This window comes from Stenotrophomonas panacihumi, from assembly GCF_001431645.1.
Classification (GTDB): Bacteria; Pseudomonadota; Gammaproteobacteria; order Xanthomonadales; family Xanthomonadaceae; genus Stenotrophomonas_A; species Stenotrophomonas_A panacihumi.
Genome location: NZ_LLXU01000052.1, coordinates 52,932 through 75,801 on the forward strand (window position 1 = coordinate 52,932; position 22,870 = coordinate 75,801).

The window sequence follows — 22,870 nt, forward strand, 5'->3', positions numbered from 1 at the left end:
TGCCTTTCCAGCAAACGACAATGAACGGGTGAACCCGGCCACCGCCGGTGTCATCTGCCACAATACGCGCCCTTTTTGCCCGCAGCTTGTCGCCACGTGGCCAGATCCGGTAGACGCCTCGACCGCACCCCCTTCCAGACCGACATCCTCGACCTCAGCCATGACGGCCGCGGCGTTGCCCGCCGCGAGGGCGAGGGTGGCAAGGTCACCTTCATCTCCGGCGCCCTGCCCGGCGAGGTGGTGGTGGCCGAACCGACCTCGCGCAGCCGCCATTTCGACGAGGCGCGCACCCTGGAGGTGCTGCAGGCCTCGCCGGAGCGCGTGACCCCGCGCTGCCCGCATTTCGGCACCTGCGCCGGCTGCGTGCTGCAGCACCTGGAGGAAGGCCAGCAGATCGTCGCCAAGGAGCGCGTGCTGATGGACAACCTGCAGCGCATCGGCCACGTCACGCCCGAGCGCGTGCTGCCGGCGCTGGTCGGGGCCAACTGGGGCTACCGCCGCAAGGGCCGGTTCTCGGTGCGCCGCGTGGAGAAGAAGGACAAGACGCTGGTCGGCTTCCGCGAGCAGGATCCGCGCTTCGTGGCCGACCTGTCGGTCTGCTACACCGTCATCCCGCAGATCGGCGAGAAGATCACCGCGCTGTCGGCGCTGGTGGAAAGCCTGGACGGCAAGCGCGACATCCCGCAGATCGAATTCATCGCCGGCGACGATGCCGTCGCGCTGACCGTGCGCCACCTGCAGCCGCTGGGCGAGGCCGACCGGCAGGCGCTGGTGGCCTTCGCGCAGGCGCAGGATTTCGCCATCTTCCTGCAGCCCGGCGGCGTGGAATCGGTGCATCCGCTGTGGCCGGAAAACGTGCCGTTGTCGTTCCGCCTGCCGCAGTGGGACGTGGAACTGGCGTTCCGTCCGCTGGACTTCATCCAGGTCAACGCCACGCTCAATGAAAAGATGATCGACCACGCGCTGCGCCTGCTCGACGCGCAGCCGGAAGACCGCATCCTCGACCTGTTCTGCGGCCTGGGCAACTTCACCCTGCCGCTGGCGCGCGGCGTGCGCGAGGTGGTGGGCGTGGAAGGCGACGCGGGGCTGGTGGCGCGCGCGAAGGAGAACGCCGAGCGCAACGGCCTGGCCAACGCGCAGTTCTTCGCCGCCGATCTCACCCAGGACCAGCGCCAGGCGCCGTGGATGCGCCAGGGCTTCGACAAGCTGCTGCTCGACCCGCCGCGCTCCGGCGCCATCGACGTGCTCAAGCAGCTGCCGCTGAAGAAGTTCGAGCGCATCGTGTACGTCAGCTGCCACCCGGGTTCGCTGGCGCGCGACGCCGGTTTCCTGGTCAACGAGCAGGGCTTCAAGCTCAAGGCGGCCGGTGCGATGGACATGTTCCCGCACACCGCGCACGTGGAAAGCATCGCGCTGTTCGAGCGCTGAGGAATACGCATGGGCATCGAGATCGAGCGCAAGTTCCTGGTCACCGGCGAGGGTTGGCGCGATGCGGCGCATGCGGTCGTGCCGATGGCGCAGGGCTACATCAACGACGCCGCCGCGATGGACAGCGGCGCGCAGAAGGCGTCGGTGCGCGTGCGCATCCAGGGCGAAGCGGCCTACCTCAACCTGAAATCGCGCGAGCTGGGCCATACGCGGCAGGAGTTCGATTACCCGATCCCGGTGGACGACGCGCGCGCGCTGCTGGCGCTGTGCGTGGGCGGGCTGGTGGACAAGCGCCGGCACCTGGTGCGGCAGGGCAACCACCTGTGGGAAGTGGACGAATTCCTCGGCGAGAACGCGGGCCTGGTGGTGGCGGAGATCGAACTGGACCACGCCGACGAGGCATTCGAACGACCCGCCTGGCTGGGCGAGGAAGTCACCGACGACGTGCGCTACTACAACCTCGCGCTGGCGGCGCATCCCTACAGCCGCTGGCCGCGCTGAGGGTCGTCGGCGGCGGTGCGCATGGCCGCCGCCGCGACGCATCGTTGCAAACCCCTTCGCGCCAGGCGCGGTGGATCGCGGCATAGTGGCAGCCCTCGTTTCCCGCGGAGCGCCTCCATGCGCATCGATATCTGGTCCGACGTGGTCTGTCCCTGGTGCTGGATCGGCAAGCACCGCTTCCAGCGCGGCGTGGCCCTGATGGGCGCCGACGCCCCCGACGTCGACATCCACTACCACGCCTTCCAGCTCGACCCTGACGCCGGCCCGGACCCGGTGCCGCTGCGCGAGGCCTATCGCGCGAAGTTCGGCGGCGACGCGCGCACCGAGCAGATCCTGTCCCAGACCCAGCAGACCGGCCGCGCCGAAGGCCTGCCGTTCGACTTCGACCGCGGCCAGGTGCGCGCCAACACCCTGCAGGCGCATCGCCTGATGTGGCTGGCCGCGCGCGAAGGCGATGCCGAGGCCGCCGCCGAGGCGCTGTTCCGCGCGCACTTCGCCGAAGGCCGCAATCTCGCCGACCCCGACACGCTGGTCGCCGCCGGCACGCAGGCCGGGCTGGATGAGGCGCGCATCCGCGCCTTCCTCGCCTCCGACGAAGGGCTGGCCGAGGTGGGCGAGCAGCTGGCGCAGGCGCGACAGCTGGGCATCACAGCCGTGCCCAGCTTCGTCATCGACGGCCGCTACCTGATCCAGGGCGCGCAGCCGCCGGAGGCGATCGCCGACATCCTGGGGCGCATCGCCGCCGAACAGGCCGCGCCGGCCGCCTCCCAGGGCGAGGGCTGCGGCCCGGACGGCTGCGAGGTCTGAAGCCGGGGCGCGCATCTGCGACAATGCGGCGATGCGCCATCGCGGCGCCCCCCACCCGGAGGTCCACCCCGCATGCTCCTGATCGGCGTCGCCGGCACCGAACTCACCGCGCAAGAGCGCGCGTGGCTGCAGCATGACGCCGTCGCCGGGGTGGTGCTGTTCAAGCGCAACTTCGCCTCGCGTACCCAGGTGGCCGAGCTGTCGGCCGCCATCCGCGCCGCCGCGCCGCGCCCGCAGCTGATCTGCGTGGACCAGGAAGGCGGGCGGGTGCAGCGCTTCCGCGAGGGCTACGCCGCGCTGCCGCCGCTGGCCGGTTTCGGCGAGCTGTATACGCGCGACCCCGATGCCGCGCTGGCGCTGGCCCGCGAGCATGCCTGGCTGATGGCCAGCGAAATCCGCGCCAGCGGCGTGGACCTGAGCTTCGCCCCGGTGGTGGACCTGGCGCGCGGCAACCGCGCCATCGGCGACCGCGCGTTCAGCGCCGACCCGCAGGTGGTGGCCGCTTTCACCCGGGCCTATGTCGCGGCGATGCACGAGGCCGGCATGGCCGCCACGCTGAAGCATTTCCCCGGCCATGGCACCGTGCTGGAAGACACCCACGTCGATACGGCGATCGACCCGCGTCCGCTGGACGTGCTGCGCGCCGAAGACCTGGTGCCGTTCGCCGCCGGCATCGACGCCGGCGCCGATGCGGTGATGATGGCGCACGTCGTCTATCCGCAGGTCGCGCCGGAACCGGCCGGCTACTCGGCGCGCTGGATCGGCGAGATCCTCCGCGGCGAGCTGGGCTTCCGCGGCGTGGTGTTCTCCGACGACATCGGCATGGCCGCCTCGTTCAGCGCCGGCGGCGTCAAGGCGCGCGTGGACGCGCACCTGGATGCCGGCTGCGATGTCGTGCTGGTCTGCCACCCGGAGCTGGTCGAACAATCGCTGCAGGCCGTGGCCGGCCGCACGCTCAACACCGCTGCGCTGCTCGGCCTGATCGGCCGCGGCGCGCTTGGCTGGGACGGCCTGCTGGCCGATGCCCGCCATCCCCACACCCAATCCCGTTTGCTGGAACAACTCGGAAAAACCGCCTGATGTCCAATCTCACCCTCCAACAGGCCGTGGCCCAGGCCGACCTGCTCGTCGACCGCCCGACCCTCGACGCCGCCATCGGCCGCATCGCCGATGCCATCGCCCGCGACTACCAGGGCGAAGTGCCGGTGTACCTGACCATCATGCATGGCGCGTTGCCGTTCTCCGGCCAGCTGGCGCTGGAACTGGGCGCGCGCGGCCAGGACCTGCAGTTCGACTACCTGCACGCCACCCGCTACCGCGGCGCCACCACCGGCGGCGAGCTGGTGTGGAAGCACCGCCCGGCCACCGCGCTGTTCGGCCGCCGCGTGCTGCTGGTCGACGACATCCTCGACGAGGGCTACACGCTGCAGGGCGTGCGCCAGTGGTGCCTGGAGCAGGGCGCCACCGACGTGCGCATCGCCGCGCTGACCATCAAGAAGCACGACCGCTGCGTGCCGGGCGTGCGCGCCGATTACCCGGGCGTGGAAGTCGAGGACCGCTACGTGTTCGGCTTCGGCATGGACGTCAATGAGCTGTACCGTGGCGCGCCGGCCATCTATGCGATGAAGGACTGACGTCGAACCCACCGCGGAAGCCCCACGCATGAACCACCCGATCTCCCTGGCCGTCATCGGCGGCACCGGCGTCTACAAGCTCGCCCAGCTCGACGACGTGCAGACCCATGAAGTGCCTACCCGCTTCGGCAGCCCGTCGGGCCCGGTGCGCGTGGGCACGCTGCTCGGCCAGCGCGTGGCCTTCCTGGCGCGGCATGGCGAAGGCCATTCGCTGCCGCCGCACAAGGTCAATTACCGCGCCAACCTTGCCGCGCTGCAGCAAATCGGCGCGCAACGCGTGCTCGCGCTCAACACCGTGGGCGGCATCACCGACGCCTACGGCCCGCGCGTGCTGGCCTGCCCGGACCAGCTGATCGACTACACCTGGGGCCGCATCTCCACCATTTGCGAGGAGGAGGGCAGCGAGGTGGTGCACGTGGACTTCGGCCATCCGTATTCGCCGCTGTTCCGCAGCAAGGTGCTGGCGGCCGCGCGTGTGACGGGCGTCAAGCTTGTGGATGGTGGTTGCTACGGCGCCACGCAGGGCCCGCGGCTCGAAACCATCGCGGAAATCGCGCGGATGCGCCGCGATGGCTGCGACCTGGTGGGCATGACCGGCATGCCGGAAGCCGGCCTGGCGCGCGAGCTGGGGCTGGATTACGCCTGCCTGGCGATCGTCGCGAACTGGGCGGCCGGTTGCGGGGACGCCGGGGAGATCACCCTGGCCGAGGTGCTGGCCAACGTCGAGGCCGCCTCCACCGGGCTACCGGAACTGGTCGGAGAACTTGCGCGAGGGTGATTGTCTTCGGGGCATAAGCTTTGCATACTCGCGAAGTGCGTAGCCGCACACCACCCATTCAATTTTGCAAAGGTCTCGCATCACCATGCCGAACGGTACCGTCAAGTGGTTCAACGACGCCAAGGGATTTGGCTTCATTTCACCGGAGGACGGCAGCGCTGACGTCTTCGCGCACTTCTCCGCGATCAATTCCAAGGGCTTCCGCAGCCTGCAGGAAGGCCAGCGCGTCACGTACGACGTGACCCAGGGCCCGAAGGGTGCCCAGGCTTCCAACATCACGCCGGTCGGCGGCTAAGCAGCCGGTCGTGCTTTGAAACCCCGCCGCGAGGCGGGGTTTTTTTTTGCCCGTGTGCGGCGCGCGGCGATTCTTCTACGATGCAGGCATTGCACGGGCTTCTTTCGGAAACACGATGGCAGGGCGCAAGCGAAGGATCGCGATAGTGGGCTACGGCACGGCCGGGCAGGCCATGGCCGTGCTGTTGCAGCGCGACGGCCATGAGGTGGAAGTGTTCGAGCAGGCCGCCGAACCGGGGCCGGTCGGCGCGGGCTTCCTGCTCCAGCCCAGCGGCCTGCAGGTGCTCTGGCGCATGGGGCTGCTTGACGGCGTGCTCGCGCATGGTGCGCCGGTGCATCGCCTGTATGGCGATATCCCCGGCGGCCGCGCGGTGATGGAGATGCAGTACCGCGACCTCGACCCCCGCCTGTTCGGCCTGGGCCTGCAGCGCGGCGCGCTCTTCATGCTGCTGCGCGATGCGTTGGAAACCCCGCACCTGCATGCCGGCACGCGCATCGTCGCCGTCGATGCCGAGCGTGGCCGCGTGCAGGCGCACGACGGCCACTGGCACGGCGGCTTCGACCTGGTTGTCGCCGCCGACGGCGCGGCGTCCGCGTTGCGCAACCATGTCGGCCCGCCGCGCCTGGATCGCCCTTACCCGTGGGGTGCGCTGTGGTGCCTGGTGCCGCAGGGCGACTGGGCGCATGCCGATGAACTGCGCCAGCGCTATCGCAGTGCGCGCAAGATGATCGGCCTGTTGCCGGTCGGCACGCGGCCGGACGATGGAACGCCGCGCATGAGTTTCTTCTGGAGCCTGCCGCGCGAGGACTTCGATCGCTGGCGCGCGGACGGCATCGCACCGTGGCTGGAGGAGATCGCCGCGCTGTGGCCGCAGGCGCGCGATTGCCTGGCCGGCATCGAGGCGCCGGCGCAGCTGGCCACCGCCGCGTATCGCGATGCGGTGGCGCGCGAATGGCATTGGGGCCGCCTGGTGCTGGCCGGCGATGCCGCGCATGCGATGAGCCCGCAGCTGGGACAGGGCGTCAACATGGCGCTGCTCGACGCCTGGGCGCTGTGCAACGCGCTGCGCGTGGAGGACTCGCTGGCGCGCGCGTTGCCGCTGTACCAGCACGAACGCCAGGCGCATGTATCGATCTACCATTTCTGGAGCCGCTGGCTGACGCCGCTGTTCCAGTCTGACCGCGACTTCGCCGCGCGCGTGCGCGACATCGGCCTGCGCCCGCTGGGGCGCGTGCCGGGCGGACGCGGCCACATGCTGCGCGTGCTCAGCGGCACCCAGCACGGCTGGCTCGGCAAGCTGGCGCTGGCGCCGGAATTCCTGGGCGCGCTCGACGCGCGCGCGCCTGCCGTGGTGATGCCCGCGCCAGCCTGAATCAGCGCGGCACCGGCAGCGCGACGATCGCATCGTCCACGCAGGCGGCGAGTTGTTCGCCGCTGCGCAGCGGGGCGACCACGCCGGCGCTGAAATGCGAAAACGCCGGCAGCACGGTCAGCCCCGAGCGCAGCCAGAACGCGGGGAAGCGCCGGCCGACGCCGGGCAGTTCGCACAGTGGATGCACATGCCCGCACAGCACGTGGCGCCCGGGTTCGGCGACGGGGTCGTGGCGCAGCACGAAGCCGCCTTCCTCGGCGCGTTCGCCGGCATCGCGTACCAGCAGGCGCCCGGCGTGCATCGCGCGGTCGTGGTTGCCGCGGATCACCGCGATGTCCAGCGCGCCGTGGCGCAGGCGCCACTGCTGCCATTGCGCAAGCCAGCTTGCCTCACGCAGCGGGCCGTGCAGGAGATCGCCGAGGACCCACAAGGTGCGCGCGGGGTATTGATCGAGCAGCGCGTCGATCCGCGTCAGGTCGTGCAGCGTGCCACCTGCGGGCAGGCCGATGCCGGCGCGTCGGAACACGTCGCCCTTGCCCAGGTGCAGGTCGGCGACCAGCAGCGCGGCGCGGGCCGGCCAGTACATCGCGCGTGCGCCCAACAGCAGCATGTCTTCATCGCCGAGGCGGGTGGCCCACTCATGCGCCATGGCGGCGCTCCAGCTGCGCGGCGGCGCGCATCACGCGCGCGCGCCAGTCCTCGGTGCTGAGCTGGCCGCGGCTGCGTTCGGCCCAGAGCGGGAACGACAGCGGCGTGAGGCTGGCCGGCGTGCACAGGTGGAGCGCGCGTTGCGCGCAGTCTTCCAGCGTGGCGGCGAGCCGGCCCAGTTCCAGCTGGCCGGAAAGCACTTCGCGTTCGGCCTGTTGCAGCAGCAGGTGGTCGGGGTCGAAGCGACGCAGCACGTCGTGCAGCAAGCCGGCCGAGGCCTGCAGCTGGCGCTGGCTGCGCGGCGTGCGTCCCGGCAGCGCGGGCACCAGCAGGCCGGCGACGCGGGCGATCTCGCGGAACTGCCGGCGCGCGAGTTCGGCCAGGTTGAGGCTTTCGCGCAGGTCCTCGAACAACCCGGCCGGCGACAGCAGCGCCTGCAACAGCGCGGCGTCCGGCGTGACGTCCCGCGCGGGCGAGAGCACCAGGCCGTAGTCATTGCTGGCGTAGTCGAAACTGTTGGGCGTGTGCCGGCCCCAGCGCAGTGCGAGCAGCGCGGCCAGCCCCTCGTGCACCTGCCGCCCGGCGAAGGGATACACGAACAGGTGCGTGCCCTCGCGCGTGCGGATGTGTTCGATCAGCAGGCGTCCCGGCGCCGGCAGCGCGGAGAGGCGTTCCTGCAGGCGCAGCAGCGGGGCCAATGCGCGCAACTCGGGCGCGTCGTCGGGCGTGCCGAGCACCGCCTCCACCTCGCGGCCCAGCGTGTCGGAGAGCGGCAGGCGTCCGCCCATCCAGCGCGGCACGCTGCCATCGCCGCCCTTGGCGAGGCGGACGTAGGCGGTCATGTCCTCCAGCCGCACCAGTTCGAGCAGGCGCCCGGCGAACTGGAAGCGGTCGCCGCGACGCAGGCGGCCGACGAACTGCTCCTCCACCGAGCCGAGGTCGCCGCCGCGCAGGAAGCGCACCCGCACGCTGCCGTCGCTGGTGATCGTGCCGATCGACAGCCGGTGGCGCAGCGCGACGCGACGATCCACCACGCGGTAGATGCCTTCCTCGTCGCGTACCACCTTGTGGAAGTCCGGATAGTTCGCCAGCGCCGCGCCGCCCTGCACGATGAAATCGAGCACGCCTTGCCAGTGCGTTTCATCGAGCATGGCGAAGGCGTCGGTGCCGCGCACTTCGGCGAACAACGCATCGGCACGGAACCCGCCGCCCAGCGCGCAGCTCACGCAGTGCTGCGCGAGCACGTCCAGGCACAGCCGCGGCGGCGGGCGGGCTTCGATCTCCCCGTGCGCGAGTGCGCGACGCGCGGCGGCGTATTCGGCCAGTTCCAGCGCATGCGTGGGCACGCAGACCACGTGGCCCGATTCGCCCGGCCGATGCCGCGCACGGCCACCGCGCTGCAGCAGCCGCGCGACGCCCTTGGGGCTGCCGAGCTGCAGCACCTGGTCGACGGCGGGGAAGTCCACGCCCAGGTCGAGGCTGGAGGTGGCCACCACGCAGCGCAGCGTGCCTTCGCGCAGGCCTTGTTCGGCGGCGGCGCGCAGCGCGGGGTCGAGCGAGCCGTGGTGCAGCGCCAGCGTGGCCGCGTCCTCCGGCCACACGGCCGCCAGCGCCTGGTGCCAGAGTTCGGCCTGCGCGCGGGTATTGGTGAACAGCAGGCTGGTGCGCGCGGCCATCAGCGCCTGCAGGACGCGCGGCAGTTGCGACAGCCCGAGATGGCCCGCCCACGGGAAACGTTCGCCGTGTTCGGGCAGCAGCGTTTCCAGTGTCAGGCGGCGCGGTTTCACGCCGCTGACGATGGCGGCCTGCGGCTGCGACGGCAGCAGCACGTCGCGCGCCTGTTCGAGGTTGCCCAGCGTGGCCGACAGCCCCCACACGCGCAGCGACGTCGCCAGCGCGCGCAGGCGCGCCAGCCCCAGCTGCAGCAGCACGCCGCGCTTGTTGCCCAGCAGTTCGTGCCACTCGTCCACCACCACGCAGCGCAGGCTGCGCAGACGCTCGGCGCTGTCGGGATAGGAGAGCAGCAGCGCCAGCGACTCGGGCGTGGTCACCAGCGCATCCACCTGCCCGGCGCGTGCCATGCGCTTCTCGCGCGCGCTGGCGTCGCCGGTGCGCAGGCCGACCTGCCAGTCCAGGCCCAGTTCGTCGCAGGGCTCGCGCAGGGCGCGCACGGTATCGCTGGCCAGCGCCCGCAGCGGGGTGATCCAGAGCAGCCGCAGCGAACGCGTGGCACCGCGGCGTGGCTTCGGCGCGACGGGCCCGGCCAGCGCTTCCAGCAGCGGACCGCCGAGCGCGGCCAGCGTCTTGCCGCTGCCGGTGGGCGTATGCAGCAAGCCGGATTCGCCGGCGAGATAGCGCCGCCAGACCTCGCGCTGGAACGGCAGCGGCCGCCAGCCACGCTGCGCGAACCACGCGCGCCAGCAGCGCGACGCTTCCGCCGCGCTCATCGCGCCAAAGCCTGCAGCGTGGCCAACGCGTCGGCCTCGGCGGGGGGCTTGTCGTGGCGCCAGCGCAGGATGCGCGGGAAGCGCACCGCGATGCCGGACTTGTGCCGGCGGCTCGCATTTACCGCTTCGAAACCGAGTTCGAACACCTGCTCGTGCGTCACCGCGCGCACCGGCCCGAAGCGCTCGGTGGTATGCGCGCGGATCCAGCGGTCGAGGTCGAGGATCTCGCGGTCGTCCAGCCCCGAATACGCCTTGGCGACCGGCACCAGCTCACCTTCGTGCCACAGGCCGAAGGTGTAGTCGGTATACAGCGTGCTGCGCCGGCCATGCCCGGCCTGCGCGTACAGCAGCACGGCATCGATAGTGAGCGGGTCGATCTTCCACTTCCACCAGTCGCCGCGCCGACGGCCGCTGCGATACGGCGAATCGGCGCGCTTGAGCATCAGGCCTTCGACGCCGCGTGCGCGCGACTGTTCGCGATGCGCGGCGGCGGCTTCCCAGCTGTCCGCGGCGACCTGCGGCGAGGCGACCAGGTGCGGGTCGTCCAGCGTGGCCAGCACGCTTTCGAGCAGCGAGCGCCGCGCATGCAGCGGGCGTTCGCGCAGGTCTTCGCCGTCCAGCTCCAGCAGGTCGTAGGCCACCAGTCGCGCGGGGGCGTCGGCCAGCGTCTTGGGGCCGGGGCGCAGGCGGGCGATGCGCGTCTGCAGCGCGGTGAACGGCATCGGCTGCGCTTCGCCGGGGCGCCAGGCCAGCAGTTCGCCATCGATGACCGTGCCCGGCGGCAGTGCGATGGCCGCGCGCTCGATCTCCGGGAAGCGGCCATCCAGCCGTTCCTCGCCGCGCGACCACAGCGCGATGTCCTCGCCGCGGCGGATCAGCTGCAGGCGAATGCCATCCCACTTCCACTCCAGCAGCCACTGCGCCACTTCGCCGAGCGTGGCCGGTTCGCTTTCCAAAGGCGAGGCGAGGAAGAACGGATACGGCTGCTGGCGGTCGGTCTCCAGTGTTTCGCTCGACAACAGCGTGGCGAGGAAATCGGGCGTCGGCCGCCACGCGCCGAGCATGCGCTGGGCGATGCGCGCGATGTCCACGCCGGAGAGTTCGGCCAGCGCCTGCTGCACCAGCCGCTGCGAGACACCGACGCGCAGCGCGCCGGTCAGCAGTTTGTTGAACACCAGGCGCTGGTCGAAATCCAGCGTGCGCCACGCTGCTTCCACTACCGCGCGGCGCTGCTCGGGGGCGGTGTTGGCGATGGGCAACAGGCGTTGTTCGATCCAGGTGGAAAGCGGCAGGTCGCCGGCCACGGTGGCGGGGTCGTCGAGCAGCAGCGCCAGGGTTTCGGCGAGGTCGCCGACATGGTCGTAGCTGTCGGCCACCAGCCAGTCGTCGATGCCGGCCAGCGGCGCGATCCATTCGCGCAGTTCGGTGCTGCTGGCGATGCGCGTGCGCGCGCCGGCGATCTTGCCGCCGCTCAGCAGGTACAGCGCCCACGCCGCATCGGCGGGCGGGGCATCACGGAAGTAGCTGACCAGCGCGGCGCGTTTGTCGCCGGTACCGGTGCTGCGGTCCAGCGCGCGGAACAGGGCGGCGAAACGCTTCAAGCCGGAGGGCCGTCGATGCGCCGCAAGGCCAGCGCGTGCGCGGTGAAGCCGGCCAGGTGCGGCGCCAGCACCGGCGCCGGTGCGCAACGCAGGCGGAAGCCCAGCGCGGCACGCCGGAAGACCTTGCCGCCGGCCAGCGGGTGGCAGGGGCGCGTGCGCGCGCGGAACACGGTCGGGCGATTCATGTCTCTTCCCCGTAGGCGGTGGTGAAGGATTCGGCGGCCACGTCGTGCTCGCGCAGGTGGCGCACCAGCGCGTCGGTATTGCCGTGCGTGGCGATGATCCGGCGCGCGCCGGTCTGGTGGATCGTCTGCAGCAGGGCGGGCCAGTCGGCGTGGTCGGAGATCACGAAGCCGCGGTCGTAATTGCGACGGCGGCGGTTGCCGCGCAGGCGCATCCACCCCGAGGCGAAGCCTTGCTGCGCGCGGCGGAAGCGCCGCAGCCATGCGCTGCCCGCGGCGGAGGGCGGGGCGATCACGAGGCGCCCGGCGGTGTCCTGGCCACGCGGCTGTTCGGCGACGGCTTCGGTGTCGACCATCGCGATGCCCGCCTGGCGATACACCTGCACGCCGGCCGCCACCGCGCCGTGCAGCAGCACCGGCGGTTCACCGCGGCCGTCCAGCTCGGCGAGCACGCGCTGCGCCTTGCCCAGCGCGTAGCAGTACAGCACGGCGGTTTCCCCGCGCTCGGCGCAGGCGTGGCGCCAGGTGACGATCTCGTCCACGACGGCGGCCGTGTCGGGCCAGCGATACACCGGCAGGGCGAACGTCGCCTCGGTGATGAAGACATCGCACGGCACCGGCTCGAAGGCATCACAGGTGGGATCGGGCTGGCGCTTGTAGTCGCCCGATGCCACCCACACCTCGCCATGCGCTTCGATGCGCACCTGCGCCGAGCCCAGCACATGCCCGGCCGGATGCAGCGAGACGCGCGCGCGCCCCAGCGTGAACGCCTCCCCGGGCGCATGCGGGTGGTACTCCTGCTCGCCCAGCCGCCAGCGCAGCACCGGCAGGCAGCTGTCCAGGCAGTCGTAGCGGCCCATGCCGCCGCGGGCATGGTCGCCGTGGCCGTGGGTGATCACCGCGCGCGGCACCGGACGCCACGGGTCGATGTGGAAATCGCCCGCCGGGCAGTACAGCCCCTCGGGTCGCATCACCACCAGCTCGCGCGTATCGTCCATGGGGCTACTGTCGTGGCCGACGCGTGCAGGCGATGAGAATCCCCGCCTGGCCACGCATACACGGCCTTCATCCTCGTCCATCGCGGGAGTCGCGCATGCAGTCACCGGCCTTGCCTCCGTTCGAAACCCACCTCGTCGACAACCAGCCGCCGCCGTTCGCGCCGCGCGACTTGTGGGGCGATGACATCGTGCTGCGCGAGGCGATCGCGCGCGAAGGCGGCGAGGGCTTCCTGCCGGTGCTGGCGTCGTATGGCGCGATGGCCGGCGACGTGCTTTACCAGCTCGGCTTCGACGCCAACCGCGACCGCCCGCGCCTGCGCACGCACGATGCGCACGGCCATCGCGTGGATGTCGTCGAGTTCCATCCGGCGTATCACCAGCTGATGGATCTGGCCAAGCAGGGCGGCGTGGCCGGGCTGTCCTGGCATGCCGGCTCACCCGGCGCGCATGTCGCGCGCGCGGCGTTGAGCTACCTGCATCACCAGGCCGATGCCGGTACCAGCTGTCCGCTGACGATGACGCACGCCGGCATCGCGGTGCTGCGGCAATCACCCGCCCTGGCCGAATGGACGCGCGCCGCCGCCGAACCGGCCTACGACCCGGCCGACGTGCCCATCGCCGCCAAGCGCGGCATCACGCTGGGCATGGGCATGACCGAAAAGCAGGGCGGCTCGGACGTGCGCGCCAATGCCACCGTCGCCACGCCGCTGGCCGAGGCGGGGACGTACGCGCTGGTCGGCCACAAGTGGTTCTTTTCCGCGCCGATGTCCGATGGCTTCCTCGTGCTCGCGCAGGCACCGGGCGGGCTGACCTGCCTGCTGATGCCGCGCCGCCTCGATGACGGCCACCGCAACGCGTTCCGCCTGATGCGCTTGAAGGACAAGCTCGGCGACTGGTCGAACGCGTCCAGCGAAGTGGAGTTCTGCGGTGCGTGGGCGCGCCGCATCGGCGAGGAAGGCCGTGGCGTGGCGACCATCATCCCGATGGTGATGATGACGCGGCTGGACTGCATGCTCGGCGCCGCCGCGGAAATGCGCATGGCGCTGGCGCAGGCGCTGCACCATGCGCGTCACCGCCGCACGTTCGGCAAGCGGCTCGTCGACCATCCGCTGATGGGCAACGTGCTGGCCGACCTGGCCATCGAAAGCGAAGCGGCCACCACGCTGGCGCTGCGCGTGGCGCGCGCGGTGGATCGCGCCGGGCACGATGCCGGCGAAGCGGCGTTCGCCCGCATCGCCACGGCGATCGGCAAGTACTGGCTGTGCCGGCGCGCGCCGGCGTTCGTCAACGAGGCGCAGGAGTGCCTGGGCGGGGCGGGCTACATCGAGGAATCGATGCTGCCGCGGCTGTACCGGCAGGCGCCGCTCAATTCGATCTGGGAAGGCAGCGGCAACATCCAGTGCCTGGACGTGCTGCGCGCACTGGCGCGCGAGCCGGAGTGCGGCCGTGCGCTGCTGCGCGAGCTGGAGCAGGTGACCGTGGCGCCGCCCGCGTATGCCGCCGGGGTGCAGCACCTGCGCGACCTGTTGTCGCGCGGCACGAGCGAGTTCGATGCGCGCAGCGTGGTCGAACGCTGCGCGCTGGTGCTGCAGGCGGCCCTGCTGCTGCGCGCCGGCAGCCCGGCGGCGGAGGCCTTCGTGGTCTCGCGGCTCGATGGCCGCCACGGGCTGGCGATGGGCACCTTGCCCGACGCCGCACCCGTGGACGGCCTGTTGGCGCGCGCGCTGCCCTGAAGGCGACGCGCGCGCGGGCAGGTCAGTGCCTGGCCTGCTCTTCCCTGGCGGCGCGGTCGGCCTTCTCGGCCATCTCGCGGGCCTTGTCGGCGGTGGCCTCGGCGGCGTTGGCAGTGGCGTTGGCCGCATCGGTGGCGGCGTCGCGCGTGGCATCGCCCGCCTGGTGCGCGGCGGCGGAGGCATCCTGCGCGGCGTCGTGCGCGGCGGCGGCGGCCTGGTCGGAAGCGGTGCGTGCCTTGTCGGCGGCGCGGTCCAGCGCCTGGTCGGTGGCGGCGGCGGCGTTCTCGGCGGCCGAGGCGGCATCACGCTTGGCCTGTTCGGCCTGCGGACCCTGGCAGGCGGTCAGCGTCAGCAGCAGCGCGGCACTGGCGGCGAGATGGAGATGAAGGCGCATCGGGCTTCCCTTGTGGTGAGTGATGGGAGGCCGAGCTTAGAGCGATGGCGGTGCAGCGCAACGTGAATCCGGCATCGGCATGCGCCGACGCGCGGGCAAAGAAAAAGCCGCCGGTTTCCCGGCGGCTTTTCAGACTTGCCAGAGGCTAAGAAGTGATTACTTCTTGGCTTCTTCGGCGGCGTCCTTGGCCTGGGCGGCGGTATCTTCCGCAGCCTTGGCGGTGTCGGCAGCCTGGTCGGCAGCAGCGTCGGTGGTCGCGGCGGTGGCGGCCTGGGCAGCGTCGGCAGCGGTGTCGGCGGCGGTCGCGGCGGTGTCAGCAGCGGCCTGGGCAGCGTCGGCGGTCTGGGCGCCGGCGGCAGCAGCCTGGTCGGCGGCGGCCTGGGCGTCGGTGGCGGCTTCGTTGGCCGAAGCAGCGGCGTCCTGCGCCTGTTCCGGCTTCGAGCAGGCGGCCAGGGCCAGGCCCAGGGCCATCGCGATCAGCAGCTTGTTGATGCTCATTTGTCTCAATCCTCGTCGTTAGTTAGGCAACGCGCTATTGCGCGCCCCCAACATGATGACAAGCCAAAGACCGGTGTCAAGCACACCCGCATTCATCTTTTACGAGGGGGTGTGAATTCCAATCAAATCAATTCGATGGCAATGGCCGTCGCTTCGCCGCCGCCGATGCACAGAGTAGCGATGCCGCGCTTGCCGCCACGCTTGCGCAACGCGTTCACCAACGTCACCACCAGGCGTGCGCCGGAGGCGCCGATGGGGTGGCCGAGCGCGCACGCACCGCCATTCACGTTGACCTTCGCCGGGTCCAGGCCGAGCTGCTTGATCGGCGCCATCGCCACGACGGCGAAGGCTTCGTTGATCTCGAACAGGTCCACGTCCTCCAGCTTCCAGCCGGTCTGCGCGACGAGCTTTTCGATCGCCGCGATCGGCGAGGTGGTGAACCACTCCGGCGCCTGCGAGAAGGTGGCATGGCCGGCGATGCGGGCCAGCGGGGTGACGCCGCGGCGCTGGGCTTCCTCGGCGCTGAGCAGCACGGTGGCGGCGGCGCCGTCGGAGATGCTCGAAGAGCTGGCGGCGGTGACGGTGCCGTCTTTCTTGAAGGCCGGCTTGAGCGTGGGGATGCGGCTGATGTCGGACTTGCCCGGCTGCTCGTCTTCGGCGTACTCGACCTCGCCCTTGCGGCCGGCCACCTTCACCGCGACGATTTCACCGTCGAACGCGCCGGCGGCCTGCGCGGCCTGCGCGCGCTGCACCGACTGGATCGCGTAGGCGTCCTGCTCCTCGCGGGTGAAGCCGAACTTCTCGGCGGCCTTCTCGCCGAACACGCCCATCGCCTGGCCGTCGTACGGGTTGGTCAGGCCGTCCCACGCCATGTGGTCCACCGCCTGGAAGTTGCCGTAGCGGTTGCCGGTGCGCGAGTTGGGGATCATGTGCGGCGCGTTGCTCATCGATTCCATGCCGCCGGCCACCACGATGCTGGCCGAGCCGGCCTTGATGAGGTCGTGGCCCAGCATGATGGCCTTCATGCCCGAACCGCAGACCTTGTTGATCGTGGTCGCGCCGCTGGATTCGGGAATGCCCGCGGCCAGCGCGGCCTGGCGCGCCGGGGCCTGGCCCAGGTTGGCCGGCAGCACGCAGCCCATGATGACTTCGGACACGTCGGCGGCCGGGATGCCTGCCTGGGCGAGCGCGGCGGCCATCGCGGTGGCGCCGAGGGTCGGCGAGGGCACGCCGTTGAACTGGCCGAGGAACGAGCCGATGGCGGTGCGCTTGGCGGCGGCGATGACGATGTCGGTCATGGGACGGGTACCTGAGGATGTGGGCCGATTATCGGGGCCGGGCGGCATGCGCGCCAGCATGTGTCACCGGTTTGCCGACGTGTGTCGCGCGTGCAGACATTCCGGCAAGGATCACGTATAGAGGGCCCAAGGGGCTGCACCTCGCATCAAGGGAAGACGGGGATGAACAAGGCGGTACTGGCGAAGACCACGTTGTTGGCATCGGCATTGGCGGTGGCCTTGAGTGCCTGCGGGGGCGGAGGCGGCGGTGGCAACACGCGCTCGGACCCGCCGCCGACCGCGCCGCCGGTGAGTCCGCCGCCGCCGCCCACTTCGCCGCCGCCGACCTCGCCACCCCCGCCGCCGCAGCCGGCAATCAACGCGCACCTGTCGCTGATCAATGCGCTGGATGCCGCATCCGGCGGCTATACCGGCGCGGGCGTGCGCATCGGCGTGGTCGACAGCGGCGTCAATCGCAACCACCCGGCGCTGCGGGGACGCGTCGTCGCCAACTACAACTACCTCGATCCCAAGACCAACAACCTGGCGGTGGACGATGTCGTCGGCCATGGCACGACTGTCGCGCAGCTCGCCGCGGGCAGTGCGTTCGGCAGCTGGCCGGGTGGCGTGGCGCCGGGTGCGCAGATCGTCTCGGCGCGCATCATCGCCGACAAGGAACCCGAGGACGACGGCTCCGGCGACGGCAACGAAGTGGACGGCGCGCTGGGCCTGGCGCCGATCCACGACGACCTGATCGCGGCCGGCGTGAAGATCATGAACAACTCATGGGGCGGGCTGTACTGGACCAACGCCAACGCCACCGCGCCCATCGCCGCCGAGTACCGGCCTTTCATCCAGGCCAACGGCGGGCTGGTGGTGTTCGCGGCGGGCAATGAATCACGCGCCAATCCTTCGGACATGGCATCGCTGCCGAGCCAGCCCGGCCCCAACGGCACGATGCCGGCGGCCGACCTGGAAAAAGGCTGGCTCACCGTCGCCGCGCTGGATACTTCCACGCCCTCGCGCCTGGAGTACTACTCCAACGCCTGCGGCGTGGCGATGCGTTACTGCCTGGTCGCGCCCGGCACGGTGATGTTCACCGGCACCAACGACACGGCGGGCAATCCCACCTACTGGTACGGCAGCGGCACCTCGTACGCCGCGCCGCTCGTGTCCGGCGCCGCCGCGGTGGTGTGGCAGAAATTTCCGTACTTCAGCAATGACCTGGTGCGGCAGACGCTGCTCGGTACCGCCACCGACCTGGGCGCGCCCGGCATCGACGCGGTGTTCGGCAATGGCCTGCTCAATGTGGCCAAGGCGTTGAATGGACCGGCACGGCTGGATTTCGGCGACGCCACCGTGAGCGTGCCCGCGGGCACGACCAGCGAGTGGTCCAATGACCTCAGTGGCGCGGGGGGCGTGATCGTCGGCGGTGCCGGCACGCTGCGCCTGACGGGTGCCAATGCGTCCACCGGTGCGTTGCGCGTGCAAGACAGCGCACGCGTGGATCTGTTCAACCGGTTCGGTGCGGGAATCGATATCGGCGCCACGGCCACTGCCTCGCTCTCGCGGGTCACGCTCACCGAGGGTGTCACCAACCGCGGTGTGCTTGAGATGGGCGTTGATGCCAGTCAGGCCGGCGCGGTCCAGGTCAATGGCGATGTGCGCAACAGCGGCAACGTGAAACTCGGCATGGCAGGCAACCTCGCCATCTCGGGTGCCTACGTGCAGGATGCGGGCGCGCGGTTGTCCTATCTCATCAACGGCCAGGCGTTGCATGCCGGCAGTGCGCAGCTCGCGGGCGAGCTGTATGTCTACGGGGTGTACGGCAGCTACGTGGGCGGCACGACGCGGCAATACGTGCTCAGCACCGGCAGCGGCGCACTGGCGGGCCACTTCGATACGTTCGGCTACGACAGCAGCAAGCTGTTGTTGAATGCCACCGTGGGCTACGACGCGAGCAATGCCTGGCTGGATATCACGCGCGTGGATGTGGTGGCGGCCGCCGCCAGTGCGCTCGGTACGCCCACGGCCGCCACGCTCGGCAGCGCCACGCGCGTGGAAGATGCTTTCGATGCCCTGCAGGGCAGTGCTGGCACGCTGACGGCGCCGGTGGCCGGTGCCGATGTACTGCAAGGCGCGGCGAAGATCCAGCAAGTCGCCGGCGCCACCGCGCTGCAGGCCACCCTCGACAGCCTCTCCGGCCAGCTGCACACCCTCGCCGGCAGCGCGACGTTCGATGGCATCGACCAGAACCGCCGCACGCTCGCCACGCACTTCGACGAGCTGCACGCACGCCAGCTTCCCGCGGGCGCATGGATGCGCGAAACCGGCGGCCTCGGCCAGTCAGGCGGCGCGGCCGCCTACGACCTGCGCGGCTGGATGGTGGGCCAGGACGTGCGCCTGGGCGATACCGTGCTGGGTTACGCGTTCGGCGAAAACCGCGCCTTCAGCCAGGTCGCCGAATCCGGCGACCGCGGGCGCGACCGCCAGACCCAGGCGCAGGTCTACGGCGGCTGGTCGCGCGGCGGCTTCTACGCGCTGGGCCAGCTCGGCGCCGGCCACTACGCGCGCGACCTCGACCGCCACCTGCTGCTCGGCGATACCTGGTTCGGCACCACCAGCCGCTATGACGGGCAGTTCTCCAGCGCGGGCGTGGAAGGTGGCTTCCGCTTCGGCCTCGGCGCGCGCCTGAGCCTCACGCCCTATGCCGGCCTGCAATACGCCAGCGTGGAGACGCCCGCGTTCGCCGAGCAGGGCGGCCTGGGTTACGGCTTGCGCAGCGAAGGCGGCACGACCACGCGCACCACCGCGCTCGGCGGCCTGCGTGCCGGCTTCGCGCGCGGCGGCTGGGACTGGAACGCCTATGCCGAATGGCAGCAGCCCCTCAGCCAGCGCGGCGACACGCTGCAGGCCAGCTTCACCGGCGTGGAGGCCTGGGCACCGCTGCGGATGCTCGACGAAGGATCGGCCACGCTGTGGGGTCTGTCGGCCAGCGCGCATCTGTCCGCGCGTGCGCGCATGTCGCTGGCCTACGACCAGCGCGTGGGCAGCAACCCCGCCCATGCGTGGTCGCTGCGCTACGCGTTCGGTTTCTGACGGGGATCGCGCCGCGCCGGCTTCGCGCCGGCGCGGCGGCAAGACTCAGCGCTCGTTGCGCAGCTTGTTGATGAAGCGCGGCGAGGTGCGGCCCAGCGGCAGCTTGAGCTTGCCGATGGCGCCGATGCGTGCTTCGGCCATGCGGTCGGCGGCCTGCTGCGGCGGGATGTTCTCCTGCGAGGACAGCGCGAACACCTTTTCCAGGTTGTGGTAGATGCTGCGGATCAGCCGCATCGCGCGTTCGCGGTTGTAGCCGTCGATCTCCAGCGACACGTTCATCACGCCGCCGGCGTTGACCACGTAGTCCGGGGCGTAGAGGATGCCGCGGCGATGCAGTTCCTCGCCCGTGGCCGCATCGGCCAGCTGGTTGTTGGCGGTGCCGCAGATGATGCCGGCCTTCAGGCGCGGCAGCGTTTCCTGGTTGATCGCCCCTTCCAGCGCGCACGGCGCGAACACGTCGGCGGCCACTTCGTAGATTTCATCCGGCTTCACCGCTTCGGCGCCGTATTCGCTGACCGCCCGTTCCACCAGCGCCGGGTCCAGGTCGGTGACGATGAGCTTGGCGCCGCGCTCCTTGAGCAGTTTCACCAGTTCCATGCCGATGTGGCCCAGGCCCTGGATGGCGATGCTGGCCTTGCTGACTTCCTCGTGGCCGAGCTTGCGGTTGAGCGAGGCCATCAGCGCCTGCAGCGCGCCGTAGGCGGTGAACGGCGCCGGGTCGCCCGAGCCGCCGTGGGCCTGGTGCACGCCGGTCACGTACTCGCTCTCCAGGTAGATCTGCTCCATGTCGTTGACGTCGGTGCCGACGTCCTCGGAGGTGATGTAGCGCCCGCCCAGCGATTCGACGAAACGGCCGAAGGCGCGGAACAGCACCTCGGTCTTGTCGGTCTTGGGGTCGCCGATGATCACCGCCTTGCCGCCGCCGACGTTCAGCCCGGCCAGCGCGTTCTTGTAGGTCATGGTGCGGCTGAGCCGCAGCGCGTCGTTGATCGCCGCCTCGCTGCTGGGGTAGGGGCGCATGCGCACGCCTCCCAGCGCCGGCCCGAGGACGGTGCTGTGCAGGGCGATGATCGCGCGCAGCCCGGCGTCCTTGTTGTGGCAGAAGACGACCTGTTCGTGGCCGCTGGTGTCGAGCGTTTCAAAAAGCATGGGGGTGGGCTCCGAGGGCGGACACGTATGCGTGCGGCGGCCGAAACTTTGCCTGTGGCGGGGGCGAAAACGAAAAAGCGACGATGGCGGATGGGATCCTCAGCGTCGCTCGGGCGCATTCTAGACCACCCCGGCGCATTCATGCAGGGCGGCCCCGGCCACCCGCCCGGGCGCGGGGCATGGTCGTCCGTGGGCGGGCCGCCTGCGTATTTCTACGTTGAGGGCCTAGGTAAGCCTACGCTGGAGGCCGGGGAGGAAGGCGGCCGAGAATCCGGGGCAATGCCGTAGTCCACTTTGCCCGGGAGTTGCCATGCGCCTTGTCCGCCTGTTGTGCCTGTGCCTGGTGCTGTCGCCGGCCTTGCCGGTCCTGGCCGTGGAGCCCGCGCCGCCCAAGCCCGCCGCGCCGTCGATCGACTCGCGCCCGTTCCCGCGCCAGTTCACCGTGCAGGGCACGCAGTTCAGCGTGCACGAGCCGCAGTACGACAGCTGGCAGGACGACCGGCTCAAGGGCCGCTTCGTGATGTCGGTGAAGAACGGCACGCACGCCGGCCCGGATGGCAAGCCGCAGGACGTGCTCGACTACGGCGTCGTCAGCTTCACCGCCCGCACGCAGATCGACAAGGCCGCCCGCGCGGTGGTGCTGACCGACATCGTGTTCGACAGCGCACGCTTCCCCACCGCCGGCGCGCAGCAGGCGCGTTACCTGGAACTGGCGCGTTCGGTGATCCGCGACAAGCGCACGCTCACCGTTTCGCTGGATCAACTGGAGGCGGCGCTGGCGATCCAGGCCGCGCGTACCACGGCGCGCTCGCTGCCGGTGCGCAACGAGGCGCCGGACATCGTCTTCAGCACCGGGCCGGCGTTGCTGGTGCTGGTTGATGGTTCGCCCAGCCTCAAGCCCAGCGGCACGGCCGGCGTGCAGCGCGTGGTCAACACGCGCTCGCTGCTGCTGCAGCAGGGCGGGCGTTACTACACGCGCATCGGCGGCCATTGGGCCGTCGCCCCGGCACTCGACGGGCCGTGGACGGCCGCCGCGAACGTGGACCCGGCGCTGGCCAAGGCGGCCGACGCCGCGGTGGCGGGCAAGCAGGTCGATGCGCTGGACAAGCCGCCGCAGGCGCTGCAGCAGTCATTGGCGGCCGGGCAACTGCCACGGATCGAGGTACGCACGCATCCGGCCGAACTCATTACGACCCAGGGCGAGCCGCAGTTCGTGGCGATCGCGGGGACGCAGCTCAGCTTCATCGACAACACCGGCGCGGACGTGTTCGTCGACGCCGCGCAGGACCATGCCTGGTACGTGCTGGTCTCCGGCCGCTGGTTCACCGCGCCCGGTTCACAGGGGCCGTGGCGCTTCGTGGCGCCAGGCAAGCTGCCGGCCGATTTCGCGAAGATCCCGCCGGACAGCCCGAAGAGCGGCGTGCTGGCGTCGATTCCCGGCACGCCGGAGTCGAAGGAGGCTTTGATCGCCAACAGCATCCCGCAGACCGCCACGGTCAACCGGCGCCAGGCCAGCCTCGCCGTGCAGTACGACGGCGCGCCGCAGTTCAAGCCGATCGAAGGCACGCCGCTGCAGTACGCCTGGAACACGCCGGTGCCGGTGATCCGCGTCGCCGCCGACAAGTTCTTCGCCGTCGACAAGGGCGTGTGGTTCCAGGCCCCCGCCGCGACCGGCCCCTGGACGGTCGCCACTACGGTGCCATCGGTGATTTACACCATCCCCACCAGCTCGCCGCTGCATTACGTCACCTACGTGCGCGTGTACGGCGGCAGCGGGGACGAGGTGTACGTGGGCTACACCCCCGGCTACTACGGCACGGTGGTGAGCGAGGGCGTGGTGGTCTACGGCACCGGCTACACCTGCACGCCGTGGATCGGCGCGTACTGGTACGGCTGCCCGGCCACCTACGGCATGGGCGTGTACTTCGGCTGGAATGCGTGGGTCGGCTGGACCTTCGGCTGGGGTTGGGGCTGGTACGACGGCTGGTACGGCCCGTACGACCCGTGGTGGTCTCTTTATACACATCTC

General features: G+C 70.7%; 20 protein-coding genes. 11 read left to right on the forward strand and 9 right to left on the reverse strand.

Annotation, left to right across the window (positions count from 1 at the left end; genetic code table 11):
- Positions 1 to 96 precede the first annotated feature (96 nt).
- From rlmD to ARC20_RS03440, 8 genes are all read left to right on the forward strand, one after another.
- Entirely contained in the window at positions 97 to 1,428 is a 1,332-nt protein-coding gene (rlmD, locus tag ARC20_RS03405; RefSeq protein ID WP_057644347.1) for a 23S rRNA (uracil(1939)-C(5))-methyltransferase RlmD, read from the forward strand.
- A 9-nt stretch (positions 1,429 to 1,437) separates the two neighbouring features.
- The gene (locus ARC20_RS03410; RefSeq protein ID WP_057644350.1) at positions 1,438 to 1,929 is read left to right on the forward strand and encodes a CYTH domain-containing protein; all 492 of its coding nucleotides are present in this window, start codon (positions 1,438 to 1,440) and stop codon (positions 1,927 to 1,929) included.
- A gap of 117 nt (positions 1,930 to 2,046) precedes the next feature.
- Entirely contained in the window at positions 2,047 to 2,736 is a 690-nt protein-coding gene (locus tag ARC20_RS03415) for a DsbA family oxidoreductase (protein ID WP_057644354.1), read from the forward strand.
- 72 nt (positions 2,737 to 2,808) lie between these two features.
- A complete protein-coding gene (gene nagZ, locus ARC20_RS03420; protein ID WP_057644355.1) occupies positions 2,809 to 3,816 on the forward strand; it encodes a beta-N-acetylhexosaminidase in 1,008 nt (335 codons plus the stop codon).
- On the forward strand, positions 3,816 to 4,370 hold the full coding sequence (locus tag ARC20_RS03425) for a hypoxanthine-guanine phosphoribosyltransferase (protein WP_057644359.1): 555 nt from the start codon (positions 3,816 to 3,818) through the stop codon (positions 4,368 to 4,370). Before nagZ ends, ARC20_RS03425 begins: the two co-directional genes overlap by 1 nt.
- A 28-nt stretch (positions 4,371 to 4,398) precedes the next feature.
- Positions 4,399 to 5,148 (forward strand): S-methyl-5'-thioinosine phosphorylase, encoded by a 750-nt coding sequence (locus tag ARC20_RS03430; RefSeq protein ID WP_057644364.1) that lies wholly within the window; start codon positions 4,399 to 4,401, stop codon positions 5,146 to 5,148.
- An 85-nt stretch (positions 5,149 to 5,233) separates the two neighbouring features.
- Complete coding sequence (gene cspE, locus ARC20_RS03435; RefSeq protein WP_057644367.1) at positions 5,234 to 5,443, forward strand: transcription antiterminator/RNA stability regulator CspE; 210 nt, start codon at positions 5,234 to 5,236, stop codon at positions 5,441 to 5,443.
- A 115-nt stretch (positions 5,444 to 5,558) separates the two neighbouring features.
- On the forward strand, positions 5,559 to 6,815 hold the full coding sequence (locus tag ARC20_RS03440; RefSeq protein ID WP_057644370.1) for an FAD-dependent oxidoreductase: 1,257 nt from the start codon (positions 5,559 to 5,561) through the stop codon (positions 6,813 to 6,815).
- A 1-nt stretch (position 6,816) separates the two neighbouring features.
- On the opposite strand, the gene pdeM is transcribed toward ARC20_RS03440, so the two are convergent.
- The 5 genes from pdeM to ARC20_RS03465 are packed head-to-tail and all read right to left on the reverse strand — an operon-like array spanning position 6,817 to position 12,691.
- Positions 6,817 to 7,464, reverse strand: coding sequence for a ligase-associated DNA damage response endonuclease PdeM (gene pdeM / locus ARC20_RS03445; RefSeq protein ID WP_057644372.1), 648 nt, complete (start codon positions 7,462 to 7,464; stop codon positions 6,817 to 6,819).
- Entirely contained in the window at positions 7,454 to 9,910 is a 2,457-nt protein-coding gene (locus ARC20_RS03450) for a ligase-associated DNA damage response DEXH box helicase (protein WP_057644374.1), read from the reverse strand. The genes pdeM and ARC20_RS03450 overlap by 11 nt, the downstream gene beginning before the upstream one ends.
- A complete protein-coding gene (locus ARC20_RS03455; protein WP_057644375.1) occupies positions 9,907 to 11,511 on the reverse strand; it encodes an ATP-dependent DNA ligase in 1,605 nt (534 codons plus the stop codon). Before ARC20_RS03455 ends, ARC20_RS03450 begins: the two co-directional genes overlap by 4 nt.
- Positions 11,508 to 11,696 carry a hypothetical protein gene (locus tag ARC20_RS03460; RefSeq protein WP_057644377.1) on the reverse strand — a complete coding sequence of 63 codons (189 nt, stop codon included), beginning with the start codon at positions 11,694 to 11,696 and terminating at the stop codon, positions 11,508 to 11,510. Before ARC20_RS03460 ends, ARC20_RS03455 begins: the two co-directional genes overlap by 4 nt.
- Positions 11,693 to 12,691, reverse strand: coding sequence for a ligase-associated DNA damage response exonuclease (locus ARC20_RS03465; protein ID WP_057644378.1), 999 nt, complete (start codon positions 12,689 to 12,691; stop codon positions 11,693 to 11,695). Before ARC20_RS03465 ends, ARC20_RS03460 begins: the two co-directional genes overlap by 4 nt.
- A 95-nt stretch (positions 12,692 to 12,786) precedes the next feature.
- Between ARC20_RS03465 and ARC20_RS03470 the strand changes: the two genes are divergently transcribed.
- Positions 12,787 to 14,424, forward strand: a complete 1,638-nt coding sequence (locus ARC20_RS03470; RefSeq protein WP_057644380.1) for an acyl-CoA dehydrogenase family protein — start codon at positions 12,787 to 12,789, stop codon at positions 14,422 to 14,424.
- Between the two features lie 22 nt (positions 14,425 to 14,446).
- On the opposite strand, the gene ARC20_RS03475 is transcribed toward ARC20_RS03470, so the two are convergent.
- From ARC20_RS03475 to ARC20_RS03485, 3 genes are all read right to left on the reverse strand, one after another.
- Positions 14,447 to 14,818, reverse strand: coding sequence for a hypothetical protein (locus ARC20_RS03475; protein WP_057644382.1), 372 nt, complete (start codon positions 14,816 to 14,818; stop codon positions 14,447 to 14,449).
- 156 nt (positions 14,819 to 14,974) lie between these two features.
- Positions 14,975 to 15,316: a hypothetical protein gene (locus ARC20_RS03480; RefSeq protein WP_057644385.1), complete on the reverse strand. Its 342-nt coding sequence runs from the start codon at positions 15,314 to 15,316 to the stop codon at positions 14,975 to 14,977.
- A 122-nt stretch (positions 15,317 to 15,438) separates the two neighbouring features.
- The gene (locus ARC20_RS03485; protein WP_057644386.1) at positions 15,439 to 16,614 is read right to left on the reverse strand and encodes a thiolase family protein; all 1,176 of its coding nucleotides are present in this window, start codon (positions 16,612 to 16,614) and stop codon (positions 15,439 to 15,441) included.
- Between the two features lie 162 nt (positions 16,615 to 16,776).
- Here ARC20_RS03485 and ARC20_RS03490 point away from each other — a divergent pair, with 162 nt between their 5' ends.
- Positions 16,777 to 19,692 (forward strand): autotransporter serine protease, encoded by a 2,916-nt coding sequence (locus tag ARC20_RS03490; protein WP_057644390.1) that lies wholly within the window; start codon positions 16,777 to 16,779, stop codon positions 19,690 to 19,692.
- Between the two features lie 45 nt (positions 19,693 to 19,737).
- On the opposite strand, the gene ARC20_RS03495 is transcribed toward ARC20_RS03490, so the two are convergent.
- Positions 19,738 to 20,841 (reverse strand): Glu/Leu/Phe/Val dehydrogenase dimerization domain-containing protein, encoded by a 1,104-nt coding sequence (locus tag ARC20_RS03495; RefSeq protein ID WP_057644391.1) that lies wholly within the window; start codon positions 20,839 to 20,841, stop codon positions 19,738 to 19,740.
- Between the two features lie 310 nt (positions 20,842 to 21,151).
- Here ARC20_RS03495 and ARC20_RS03500 point away from each other — a divergent pair.
- Positions 21,152 to 22,870, forward strand: a 1,719-nt coding sequence (locus ARC20_RS03500) for a hypothetical protein (RefSeq protein ID WP_057644394.1), incomplete at its 3' end; no start/stop codon positions are given.

What these genes read in the sequence shown, in the direction of transcription:
- ARC20_RS03410 (WP_057644350.1), top strand. Translation starts at nt 1,438, where the DNA reads ATGGGCATCGAGATCGAGCGCAAGTTCCTGGTCACCGGCGAGGGTTGG.
- ARC20_RS03415 (WP_057644354.1), top strand. Translation starts at nt 2,047, where the DNA reads ATGCGCATCGATATCTGGTCCGACGTGGTCTGTCCCTGGTGCTGGATC.
- nagZ (WP_057644355.1), top strand. Translation starts at nt 2,809, where the DNA reads ATGCTCCTGATCGGCGTCGCCGGCACCGAACTCACCGCGCAAGAGCGC.
- ARC20_RS03425 (WP_057644359.1), top strand. Translation starts at nt 3,816, where the DNA reads ATGTCCAATCTCACCCTCCAACAGGCCGTGGCCCAGGCCGACCTGCTC.
- ARC20_RS03430 (WP_057644364.1), top strand. Translation starts at nt 4,399, where the DNA reads ATGAACCACCCGATCTCCCTGGCCGTCATCGGCGGCACCGGCGTCTAC.
- cspE (WP_057644367.1), top strand. Translation starts at nt 5,234, where the DNA reads ATGCCGAACGGTACCGTCAAGTGGTTCAACGACGCCAAGGGATTTGGC.
- ARC20_RS03440 (WP_057644370.1), top strand. Translation starts at nt 5,559, where the DNA reads ATGGCAGGGCGCAAGCGAAGGATCGCGATAGTGGGCTACGGCACGGCC.
- pdeM (WP_057644372.1), bottom strand. Translation starts at nt 7,464, where the DNA reads ATGGCGCATGAGTGGGCCACCCGCCTCGGCGATGAAGACATGCTGCTG.
- ARC20_RS03450 (WP_057644374.1), bottom strand. Translation starts at nt 9,910, where the DNA reads ATGAGCGCGGCGGAAGCGTCGCGCTGCTGGCGCGCGTGGTTCGCGCAG.
- ARC20_RS03460 (WP_057644377.1), bottom strand. Translation starts at nt 11,696, where the DNA reads ATGAATCGCCCGACCGTGTTCCGCGCGCGCACGCGCCCCTGCCACCCG.
- ARC20_RS03465 (WP_057644378.1), bottom strand. Translation starts at nt 12,691, where the DNA reads ATGGACGATACGCGCGAGCTGGTGGTGATGCGACCCGAGGGGCTGTAC.
- ARC20_RS03470 (WP_057644380.1), top strand. Translation starts at nt 12,787, where the DNA reads ATGCAGTCACCGGCCTTGCCTCCGTTCGAAACCCACCTCGTCGACAAC.
- ARC20_RS03475 (WP_057644382.1), bottom strand. Translation starts at nt 14,818, where the DNA reads ATGCGCCTTCATCTCCATCTCGCCGCCAGTGCCGCGCTGCTGCTGACG.
- ARC20_RS03480 (WP_057644385.1), bottom strand. Translation starts at nt 15,316, where the DNA reads ATGAGCATCAACAAGCTGCTGATCGCGATGGCCCTGGGCCTGGCCCTG.
- ARC20_RS03485 (WP_057644386.1), bottom strand. Translation starts at nt 16,614, where the DNA reads ATGACCGACATCGTCATCGCCGCCGCCAAGCGCACCGCCATCGGCTCG.
- ARC20_RS03490 (WP_057644390.1), top strand. Translation starts at nt 16,777, where the DNA reads ATGAACAAGGCGGTACTGGCGAAGACCACGTTGTTGGCATCGGCATTG.
- ARC20_RS03495 (WP_057644391.1), bottom strand. Translation starts at nt 20,841, where the DNA reads ATGCTTTTTGAAACGCTCGACACCAGCGGCCACGAACAGGTCGTCTTC.